This window comes from Pseudomonas citronellolis, assembly GCF_029335315.1.
Classification (GTDB): Bacteria; Pseudomonadota; Gammaproteobacteria; order Pseudomonadales; family Pseudomonadaceae; genus Pseudomonas; species Pseudomonas citronellolis_A.
Genome location: NZ_JARJLT010000298.1, coordinates 57,242 through 66,600 on the forward strand (window position 1 = coordinate 57,242; position 9,359 = coordinate 66,600).

Genomic DNA, 9,359 nt, shown 5'->3' on the forward strand with positions numbered 1-9,359 from the left:
TAACGCGAAACGCGCCTACGGCGCGGCCACCCATGCTACAGAATGCCCCGCGCGGTGCCAAAAGCACCGTTCCGGGCTTTATTGCAAAGTGTGTTGCGCAATGAATTCCGCCGGCTGCCATCCTGCGCGGCTGACCAGGCGGTTCAACTCGACACGCGGCAGGCGAACCTGCAAAACGGCGCGTCCCTGCTCGTCATGGTCCTCGGCCTGCACCGCGCCCAGTTCGAAGAACTGCGCGCGCAGCCGGCCCAGGCGCTGCGGCAGGCAGAGCGTGCCGACGAACAGGTCGTCGCCCAGCAGCTCGGCCACCGCCTTTTCCAGCAGGTCCAGCCCGCGTCCCTCGCGGGCGGAGAGCCAGACCCGCACCGGCTTGCCGGTCTCGTCGCGCTGGATCTGCGCTTCGAAATCGTCCGGCAACAGGTCGATCTTGTTGTACACCTCGAGCATCGGCAATTCGTTGGCGCCGATTTCCCCCAGCACCGCGAGCACCTGCTCGATCTGCGCATCGCGATCCGGCTCGTGGGAGTCGATCACGTGCAGCAACAGGTCGGCGTTGCTCGACTCTTCCAGCGTAGCGCGGAAGGCCTCGACCAGCTTGTGCGGCAGGTGGCGAATGAAGCCCACGGTGTCGGCCAGGACGATCGGCCCGAGGTCGTCCAGCTCGAGCCGGCGCAGGGTCGGGTCGAGGGTGGCGAACAGCTGGTCGGCCGCATAGACCTCGGAGGTGGTCAGGGCATTGAACAGGGTCGACTTGCCGGCGTTGGTGTAGCCGACCAGCGAAACCAGGGGAATTTCCGCGCGACGGCGACCACGGCGGGCCTGCTCGCGCTGGCTGCGGACCTTCTCCAGGCGCTGCTTGATCTGGCGGATGCGCGCGCGCAACAGTCGGCGGTCGGTTTCCAGCTGGGTTTCGCCCGGGCCGCGCAGGCCGATACCGCCCTTCTGCCGCTCGAGGTGGGTCCAGCCGCGCACCAGACGCGTGCTCATGTGTTCGAGCTGCGCCAGCTCCACCTGCAGCTTGCCCTCGTGGGTACGGGCGCGCTGGGCGAAGATGTCGAGAATCAGACCGGTACGGTCGAGCACCCGGCATTCGAGGACGCGCTCGAGGTTGCGCTCCTGGCTGGGTGTCAAAGTGTGGTTGAAGATGATCAGTTCGACTTTCTGGACTTGTACCAGATCGCGCAGCTCATCGACCTTGCCACTGCCGATCAGGAACTTGGCCGACGGCTGATGACGCGAAATGCTGACGAACGCCACCGATTCCGCGCCCGCCGAACGGGCCAGCTCCTGGAACTCCTGCGGGTCTTCGCGCGCCTCGGGGTCTTGCCCTTCCAGATGCACCAGAATGGCCCGTTCCCCACCGCCCGGGCGCTCAAAGAACAAGGCGGGCTACCGTCAAACGTTACCCGGCTCGGCCGGTTGATCGCCGGTGGGCAGACGGACCGGACGGCTGGGCACGACAGTGGAGATGGCGTGCTTGTAGACCATCTGGCTGACGGTGTTCTTCAACAGGATGACGAACTGGTCGAAGGATTCGATCTGGCCTTGCAACTTGATGCCGTTAACCAGGTAGATGGAAACCGGTACGCGTTCTTTACGCAGAGTATTCAGGTAAGGGTCTTGTAGCGAATGCCCTTTTGACATATGCCGCACTCCTTTAGGGAATCAATAGATTTAGTAATAGTCGAATGGCCAAGTGCCGTCGGTTACCCCAAGGATAGACGGCTGAATTGAGGTCTCGAGCTTATATGGAGACCGCCTCAAGTATTTTCAAGGCACGCGGCAGATTGTCGCCTGCCAGACTGTCCAACCAGTGTAGATGGCCCCAGCTGCGCAACCAGGTGAACTGGCGCTTGGCTAGCTGCCGAGTGGCTACCACACCGCGTTCCTCCATCTCAGCGTAGGTCAGTTTGCCCTCGAGGTAATCCCATACCTGTCGGTAGCCCACGGCACGAATGGATGGCAGAGCGGCGTGCAAGTCACCTCTCGCGCGAAGTGCTTCGACCTCGGCGACGAAACCCTGTTCCAGCATCTGACGAAAACGTTGCGCGATTCGCGCGTGCAATACCTGGCGTTGCAGAGGGGCAATCGCCAGATGCGCCACAGTATACGGCAAATGCGCCCCGCCTGGTTCGCCGGAACCCGCATTTTCACTCGCCTGGCGGCGGCGATGGTCGCTCATGGACACGCCGCTGACGCGCTGCACTTCCAGCGCCCGGACCAGCCGCTGGGGATCGTTGGGATGGATTCGCGCCGCCGACTCCGGATCGACCCGCTGCAATTCGGCGTGCAACGCCGCCCATCCCTCGGCCGCGGCCCAGGCTTCCAGCTCCGCGCGCACTTCCGGGTCGGCGCCGGGCATATCCGCCAGGCCTTCGAGCAACGCCTTGAAATACAACATGGTGCCGCCGACCAGCAGCGGAATGTTCCCGCGCGCGGTGATCTCGGCCATGGCGGCCAGGGCGTCGGCGCGGAATTCGGCGGCGGAGTAGCTCTGCGCCGGGTCGCGGATGTCGATCAGGCGGTGCGGGAACTGCGCGAGGATGTCCTTCGACGGCTTGGCCGTGCCGATGTCCATGCCCCGGTAGACCAGCGCGGAATCGACGCTGACCAGCTCGATGGGCAGCAGGCGCGCCAGCTCCAGCGCCAGGTCGGTCTTGCCGGCGGCGGTCGGGCCCATGAGGAAGATGGCGGGAGGCAGGGAAGACATCGGCAACTCGTCGGCAACAAAGGTGCGCGCCAACGGCGCGCTGAATCGATTGACGCCTAGTTTACGCCAGCTGGCTTAAGGCTGGATTTATTTCAGCGCCCGCGCAGGAACAGCTTGTCCAGCTCGTCCATGCCCAGCTGGGTCCAGGTCGGCCGGCCATGGTTGCACTGGCCGCTGCGCTCGGTGATTTCCATGTCGCGCAGCAGGCCGTTCATTTCCGGCAGGGTCAGGCGCCGGTTGGCGCGCACCGCGCCGTGGCAGGCCATGGTCCCGAGCAGCTCGTTGAGGTGCGCCTGGATGCGGTCGCTGGTGCCGTATTCCAGCAGGTCGGCGAGCACGTCGCGCACCAGCTGGGTTGCCTCGGCCTGCTTGAGCAGGGCCGGAATCTGGCGGATCGCCAGGGTTTCCGGGCCCAGGCGCTGCAATTCGAAGCCGAGCCGGCCGAACCAGGCGACATGCTCCTCGGCGCAATCGGCCTCGCGCTCGCTCACCGCGATGGATTCCGGCACCAGCAGCGGCTGGCCGCGCAGGCCCTCGCTGTCCATGGCCACCTTGAGGCGCTCGTACATGATGCGTTCATGGGCCGCGTGCATGTCCACCAGCACCAGGCCGTGGGCGTTCTCGGCGAGGATGTAGATGCCCTTGAGCTGCGCCAGCGCGTAGCCCAGCGGCGGGACGTCCTGGCTGCTTTCCGGCAAAGCCTGGGGCACAGCGGGCGCCGAAGTTTCCGGCAGCGGCGCGAAGAAGGCGCGGTAGGCCCCCTCGGATTCGGCGGCCGGCGGGATGTCCTGGCGCGGCGGCTGGTAGCCGTAGCCGCCGGAGGAACCCGAAGCGCCCGACGAACCGCTCCAGCCGCGGGCGGCGGCCGGCGCTTCGAGCACCTTGTCCGACAGGCTCATCTCGGCCTGCGGGCCGAACTCGCCGGCGGCCTGCCCGCTGGGGCGCGGCATGGTCAGGCTGGTGGCGCCCGGCGGCGCCAGCTGGTCGTCCGGACGCACCTCGGCGAGCGCCCGGTGCAGGGTGCCATAGAGGAAGTCATGGACCATGCGGCTGTCGCGGAAGCGCACTTCGTGCTTGGTCGGGTGCACGTTGACGTCCACCGTCGCCGGGTCGACCTCGAAGAACAGCACGAAGGTCGGGTGGCGGCCGTTGTACAGCACGTCGCGATAGGCCTGGCGCACCGCGTGGGCGACCAGCTTGTCGCGCACCATGCGCCCGTTGACATAGAAGTACTGCAGGTCCGGCTGGCTGCGCGAGAAGGTCGGCAGGCCGACCCAACCCCACAGGTGCAGGCCGTTGCGCTCGATCTCGATGGGCAGCGCCTGCTCGAGGAAGGCCGGGCCGCACACGGCGCCGACACGGCGGGCGCGGGCCAGCTCGTCGTTGGCCTCGTGCAGGCTGAAGATGGTCTTGCCGTTGTGGCGCAGGTGGAAGCCCACATCGAAGCGGGCCAGGGCCAGGCGCTTGATGACTTCCTGCAGGTGGTCGAATTCGGTTTTCTCGGCGCGCAGGAACTTGCGTCGCGCCGGGGTGTTGAAGAACAGGTCGCGGACTTCGACGCTGGTGCCCACCGGATGCGCCGCCGGCTGCACCCGCGGCTGCATGTCGCGGCCCTCGGTCTCCACCTGCCAGGCCTCGGCGGCGTCGGCGGTGCGCGAGGTCATGGTGAGCCGCGAGACGGAGCTGATCGAGGCCAGCGCTTCGCCACGGAAGCCCAGGCTCATCACGCTTTCCAGGTCTTCCAGTTCGCGAATCTTGCTGGTGGCGTGGCGCGCCAGGGCCAGCGGCAGGTCGTCGGCGGGGATGCCGCCACCGTCGTCGCGCACCCGCAGCAGCTTGACGCCGCCCTGCTCGATCTCGACGTCGATGCGCCGGGCGCCGGCGTCGAGGCTGTTCTCGAGCAGCTCCTTGATCACCGAGGCGGGACGCTCGACCACCTCGCCGGCGGCGATCTGGTTCGCCAGCCGCGGGCTGAGCAGCTGGATACGCCGCGAATCGTTCATTGCTGGGCCGCCAGCGCGGTCGCCGGGATGTTCAGCACCTGGCCGACGCGCACGCTGTCGGTCTTCAGGCTGTTGCTGCTGCGCAGGGTGGCCATGCTCACGTCATAGCGCGCGGCGATCATCGACAGGCTCTCGCCGGCGCGCACCACGTGCTGGCGCGGGCCGCTGGAGAGCTGCCCGCCGTCGCGCAGCGAGGCGATGTAGGTGCCCGGCGGCGGCGTCTGTACGAAGTATTGGCGCACCCCGGCGGCGATCGAGCGGGCCAGGGCCTGCTGGTGCGAGGAGCTGTTGAGCTTCTGCGACTCGCCGGGGTTGGAGATGAAGCCGGTCTCGACCAGGATCGACGGGATGTCCGGCGACTTCAGCACCATGAAGCCGGCCTGCTCCACGCGATTCTTGTGCAGCGAGGTGACGCGGCCGACGCTGGTCAGCACCTTGTGCCCGACGTCCAGGCTGGAGGACATGGTGGCGGTCATCGACAGGTCGAGCAGCACGCCGGCGAGCATGTGGTCCTTGTCGTCGAGGCTGACGCTGCCGTCGCCGCCGATCAGGTCGGAACGGTTTTCGCTGTCGGCCAGCCAACGGGCGGTTTCGGAGGTGGCGCCGCGATCGGAGAGAGCGAATACCGAGGCACCGAAGGCGCTGCGGCTGGGCGCGGCGTCGGCGTGGATGGAGACGAACAGGTCGGCGCCCTTCTTGCGCGCGATGGCGGTACGCCCGCGCAGCGGGATGAAGTAGTCGCCGGTGCGCGTCAGTTCGGCGCGGAAGCCTTTCATCTGGTTGATCTGCCGCTGCAGTTCGCGGGCGATCGACAGGGTGATGTTCTTCTCGTGCAGGCCGCTCGGGCCGGAGGCGCCCGGGTCCTCGCCGCCGTGGCCGGCGTCGATGGCGACGACGATGTCGCGCTTGCCGCCGGCCGGCACCGGAGCCTTGGCCACCGGCTGCGTCGGGGTGACCGGGACGGCGGGCTGGTCGGGCGTCGGGGTGGCCGGGACGTCAGGGGTGATGTCCGCGCCCTGGTCGTAGAGATCGACCACCAGGCGGTTGCCGTACTGCTGGTTGGGCGGCAGCACGAAGCTCTTCGGCGTCACCTGGGCCGACAGGTCGAGCACCAGGCGCAGATCGGTGGGCGAACGCTGTGCCGTGCGCACCGAGGTGATCGGGGTGTTCTTCAGCTTGAGACCGTTCAGCGCGGCGCTCATCTGCGCGCCGTTCAGGTCGATGACGATGCGGTTCGGCGCACTGAGGGTGAACAGACTGTGCTGCACCGGGCCGGAAAGATCGAACACCAGGCGGGTGTTATCCGGCGCGCGCCACAGGCGCACGCTCTTGATTTGCGTGATTTGCGCGGCGGCAAGCACCTCGCCGGCGTCCAGCGCCAGCAGGATGAACAACCCGGCCAACAGCGCCCGCAGGCGCAACCCCCAACCCATCTTTTTTCTCATGCTCCCGTAGCCAGGACGGCGCTCCAGGCTTCGCCCCGCACTCCGTGCGGTTCCAGGCGCAGCATGCGGCCGCCCGCTTGCGCTGTAATGGTAATGTCCAGGTCGGCCTTTGGCAAAATGCCCGTGCCTCTTTCGGCCCATTCGATCAGGCACAGGGCGTCGCCTTCGAAGTAGTCGCGGATGCCCAGATATTCCAGCTCCTCCGGGTCAGCCAGGCGGTACAGATCGAAATGGAAGGCGCGCTTGTCGCCGATTTCGTAAGGCTCGACCAGGGTGAAGGTCGGGCTCTTCACCGCGCCGGCATGGCCGAGACCGCGCAGAATACCGCGCGAGAGCGTGGTCTTGCCGGCGCCGAGGTCGCCGTGCAGGTAGATCACCCCGCGCCCGCCGGTAACCTGGGCGATGCGCGCACCCAACTGGTACATGGCCTCCTCGCCATCGGCGAACAGCTTCAGTTCAGGCATGGGTCGAACTCCTCGAGCAACTGACGAACGGCGGGAATCAGGTCGCTGGCCGCCAGGCCGCGCCCCTGGGCGCCCAAGACCTCGCCGGCGCGGGCGTGCAGCCAGACGGCCAGGCAGGCGGCATCGAAGGCCTCCATTTTCTGCGCCAGCAAGGCACCCAGCACCCCGGACAGCACATCGCCCAGGCCGGCGCCGGCCATGGCCGGGTGGCCGTGGGAACACAGGGCGAGGCGCCCGTCCGGCGCGGCCACCATGCTGCCGACGCCCTTGAGCACGACCACCGCCTGGTAGCGGCTGGCCAGCTCGCGCGCGGCGGCGGCGCGGTCGGCCTGCACCTCGGCGGTGGTGCATTCGAGCAGGCGCGCGGCCTCGGCCGGGTGCGGCGTCAGCACCAGTGCGGCATTGGGTCGCTGCACCTGGCGTTCGGCCAGGAGATTGAGAGCGTCGGCATCCCAGACCTGCGGCAGTTCCAGGCTCGCCGCCGCGCTGAGCAGGCAGCGCCCCCAGGCGTTGCGGCCGATGCCGGGGCCGACCACCAGCACGCTCGCGCGCTCGGCGGCGCGCAGCACCTCGGCGGACGAAGACACGCCACGCACCATCAGCTCCGGGTAGCGCGCCAGCGCCGCCGGCACATGGGCGGCGCGGGTGACCAGGGAAACCAGCCCGGCGCCGCTGCGCAGGGCCGCCTCGCCGGCGAGCAGGCCGGCGCCGCCCATGCCGTGGTCGCCACCGACCACCAGCAAATGGCCGAACAACCCCTTGTGCGCGGCCTTGGCTCGCGCGGCCAGGCGCACCAGGTTCTCCGCAGCGAGCCGGGTAGCCAGGCGCTCCACGGGCAGCGGCGCGGTGTCGGCGTCGAGCGCGTCGAAGACCAGCTCGCCGCAGTGGTCCGGGCCCTCGCCGGTGAACAGGCCGAACTTGAGGCCGATGAAGGTCACCGTCAGGTCGGCGCGCACCGCGCAACCGAGCACCTGGCCGGTGTCGGCGCCGAGTCCGGACGGAATGTCGATGGCCAGGACCGGCAGGCCGCTGGCGTTGATGCGCCGGATGGCCGCGGCGTAAGGGTCGCGCACCGCGCCAGCGAGGCCGGTACCGAGCAGCGCGTCGACCAGCACGCCATGCAGTTCGGCGTGCTCATGCCAGGGCAGGATCGCCACGCCGGCGGCCAGCGCCTCGGCATGGGCGCCGGCGGCGTCGCCGGCCAGCCGCGCGGTGTCGCCCACCGCCAGCGCACGCACGTTCCAGCCGGCGCGCTGGGCCAGGGCGGCCACCAGGTAGCCGTCGCCGGCGTTGTTGCCGTGCCCGGCCAGTACCGTCAGCCGCCCGGCGTCCGGCCAGCGGCGGCGCAGCGCGCGCCAGGCGGCATGGGCGGCGCGCTGCATCAGTTCGTAGCCGGCGGTGCCGGCGGCGATCAGGCGCGCGTCGAGATCGCGTACCTGCGCTGCGCTGTACAGCGCGTTCGGCAAGCTGTCGTGGGGATGCGAATTCATCGGGTTTCCGCGGGGAGTCGGGCGCCGGACGGCGCGGTCTGGCAGAATTATACCCACCCCTGTCCCGCTTTCCCGCCCCCGCATGCACGAATCCACATCCGACTACAGCGCCATCGCCGAGCGCATCAAGGCCTGGGGCCGCGAGCTGGGCTTCCAGCAAGTGGGCATCAGCGGGCTCGATCTACAGCGCCACGGCGAACACCTGCAGCGCTGGCTGGCCGCCGGCTACCAGGGCGAGATGGACTACATGGGCGCCCACGGCAGCAAGCGCTGGCGCCCGGACGAACTGGTGCCCGGCACCCTGCGGGTGGTGTCCCTGCGCATGGACTACCTGCCCGGCGATACGCGCATGGCGCAATTGCTGGCGGAGCCGGAGAAGGCCTATGTCTCGCGCTACGCCCTGGGCCGCGACTACCACAAGCTGATCCGCAAGCGCCTGCAACAACTGGCCGAGCGCATCCAGGCGGAAGTCGGAGCCTTCGGCTATCGCGCCTTCGTCGACAGCGCCCCGGTGCTGGAAAAGGCCATCGGCGAGCAGGCCGGGCTGGGCTGGATCGGCAAGAACACCCTGCTGCTCAACCGCAAGGCCGGCAGCTATTTCTTCCTCGGCGAGCTGTTCACCGACCTGCCGCTGCCGATCGACGAGCCGCACGGCAGCGAACACTGCGGGCGTTGCTCGGCGTGCCTGGACATCTGCCCGACCGCCGCCTTCGTCGGCCCCTACGTGCTGGACGCGCGGCGCTGCATTTCCTACCTGACCATCGAGCTGAAGGGCCCGATCCCCGAGGAACTGCGTGCGCCCATGGGCAACCGGGTGTTCGGCTGCGACGACTGCCAGATCGTCTGCCCGTGGAACCGCTTCGCCCGCCCCACCGAACAGGGCGACTTCCAGCCACGCCACGGCCTGGACAACGCCGAGCTGGCCGAACTGTTCCTGTGGAGCGAAGAAACCTTCCTCAGCCGCACCGAAGGCTCGCCCTTGCGCCGCGCCGGCTACGAACGCTGGCTGCGCAACCTGGCGGTGGGCCTGGGCAACGCGCCGTCGAGCATTCCGGTGATCGAAGCGCTGAAGGCGCGGCGGGCGTTTCGGTCGGAGCTGGTGCGCGAGCACGTCGAATGGGCGCTGCGCCGGCACGGGATCGGCCTGTAGGAGCGGACTCCGTCCGCGATCTGGCGACCGCAGACGAGATTGGCGCTCCAGCCCACCCCATCGCGGACAGAGTCCTGCCTACCAGGCACAACCCTCC

At 68.6% G+C, this 9,359-nt stretch carries 8 protein-coding genes; 1 reads left to right on the forward strand and 7 read right to left on the reverse strand.

The genetic code is table 11. From position 1 onward, the window contains the following. Window positions 1-78: 78 nt before the first annotated feature. The 7 genes from hflX to P3W75_RS22575 form a co-directional block, all read right to left on the reverse strand. Window positions 79-1,383 (reverse strand): ribosome rescue GTPase HflX, encoded by a 1,305-nt coding sequence (gene hflX / locus P3W75_RS22545; RefSeq protein ID WP_276229534.1) that lies wholly within the window; start codon window positions 1,381-1,383, stop codon window positions 79-81. Between the two features lie 12 nt (window positions 1,384-1,395). Continuing rightward, window positions 1,396-1,644, reverse strand: coding sequence for an RNA chaperone Hfq (hfq, locus tag P3W75_RS22550; protein ID WP_017520393.1), 249 nt, complete (start codon window positions 1,642-1,644; stop codon window positions 1,396-1,398). A 100-nt stretch (window positions 1,645-1,744) separates the two neighbouring features. Then, entirely contained in the window at window positions 1,745-2,710 is a 966-nt protein-coding gene (gene miaA, locus P3W75_RS22555) for a tRNA (adenosine(37)-N6)-dimethylallyltransferase MiaA (protein ID WP_276229535.1), read from the reverse strand. A 92-nt stretch (window positions 2,711-2,802) separates the two neighbouring features. Next, the gene (mutL, locus tag P3W75_RS22560; protein ID WP_276229536.1) at window positions 2,803-4,713 is read right to left on the reverse strand and encodes a DNA mismatch repair endonuclease MutL; all 1,911 of its coding nucleotides are present in this window, start codon (window positions 4,711-4,713) and stop codon (window positions 2,803-2,805) included. Continuing rightward, complete coding sequence (gene amiB, locus P3W75_RS22565) at window positions 4,710-6,146, reverse strand: N-acetylmuramoyl-L-alanine amidase AmiB (protein WP_276229541.1); 1,437 nt, start codon at window positions 6,144-6,146, stop codon at window positions 4,710-4,712. Before amiB ends, mutL begins: the two co-directional genes overlap by 4 nt. Before the next feature lie 8 nt (window positions 6,147-6,154). Beyond that, window positions 6,155-6,622 (reverse strand): tRNA (adenosine(37)-N6)-threonylcarbamoyltransferase complex ATPase subunit type 1 TsaE, encoded by a 468-nt coding sequence (gene tsaE, locus P3W75_RS22570; protein WP_276229537.1) that lies wholly within the window; start codon window positions 6,620-6,622, stop codon window positions 6,155-6,157. Next, entirely contained in the window at window positions 6,610-8,112 is a 1,503-nt protein-coding gene (locus P3W75_RS22575) for an NAD(P)H-hydrate dehydratase (protein WP_276229538.1), read from the reverse strand. The genes tsaE and P3W75_RS22575 overlap by 13 nt, the downstream gene beginning before the upstream one ends. An 82-nt stretch (window positions 8,113-8,194) precedes the next feature. Here P3W75_RS22575 and queG point away from each other — a divergent pair, with 82 nt between their 5' ends. After that, the gene (queG, locus tag P3W75_RS22580; RefSeq protein ID WP_276229539.1) at window positions 8,195-9,262 is read left to right on the forward strand and encodes a tRNA epoxyqueuosine(34) reductase QueG; all 1,068 of its coding nucleotides are present in this window, start codon (window positions 8,195-8,197) and stop codon (window positions 9,260-9,262) included. The last annotated feature ends 97 nt before the right edge of the window (window positions 9,263-9,359 follow it).

What these genes read in the sequence shown, in the direction of transcription:
- hfq (WP_017520393.1), bottom strand. Translation starts at nt 1,644, where the DNA reads ATGTCAAAAGGGCATTCGCTACAAGACCCTTACCTGAATACTCTGCGT.
- mutL (WP_276229536.1), bottom strand. Translation starts at nt 4,713, where the DNA reads ATGAACGATTCGCGGCGTATCCAGCTGCTCAGCCCGCGGCTGGCGAAC.
- miaA (WP_276229535.1), bottom strand. Translation starts at nt 2,710, where the DNA reads ATGTCTTCCCTGCCTCCCGCCATCTTCCTCATGGGCCCGACCGCCGCC.
- queG (WP_276229539.1), top strand. Translation starts at nt 8,195, where the DNA reads ATGCACGAATCCACATCCGACTACAGCGCCATCGCCGAGCGCATCAAG.
- tsaE (WP_276229537.1), bottom strand. Translation starts at nt 6,622, where the DNA reads ATGCCTGAACTGAAGCTGTTCGCCGATGGCGAGGAGGCCATGTACCAG.
- P3W75_RS22575 (WP_276229538.1), bottom strand. Translation starts at nt 8,112, where the DNA reads ATGAATTCGCATCCCCACGACAGCTTGCCGAACGCGCTGTACAGCGCA.
- amiB (WP_276229541.1), bottom strand. Translation starts at nt 6,146, where the DNA reads ATGGGTTGGGGGTTGCGCCTGCGGGCGCTGTTGGCCGGGTTGTTCATC.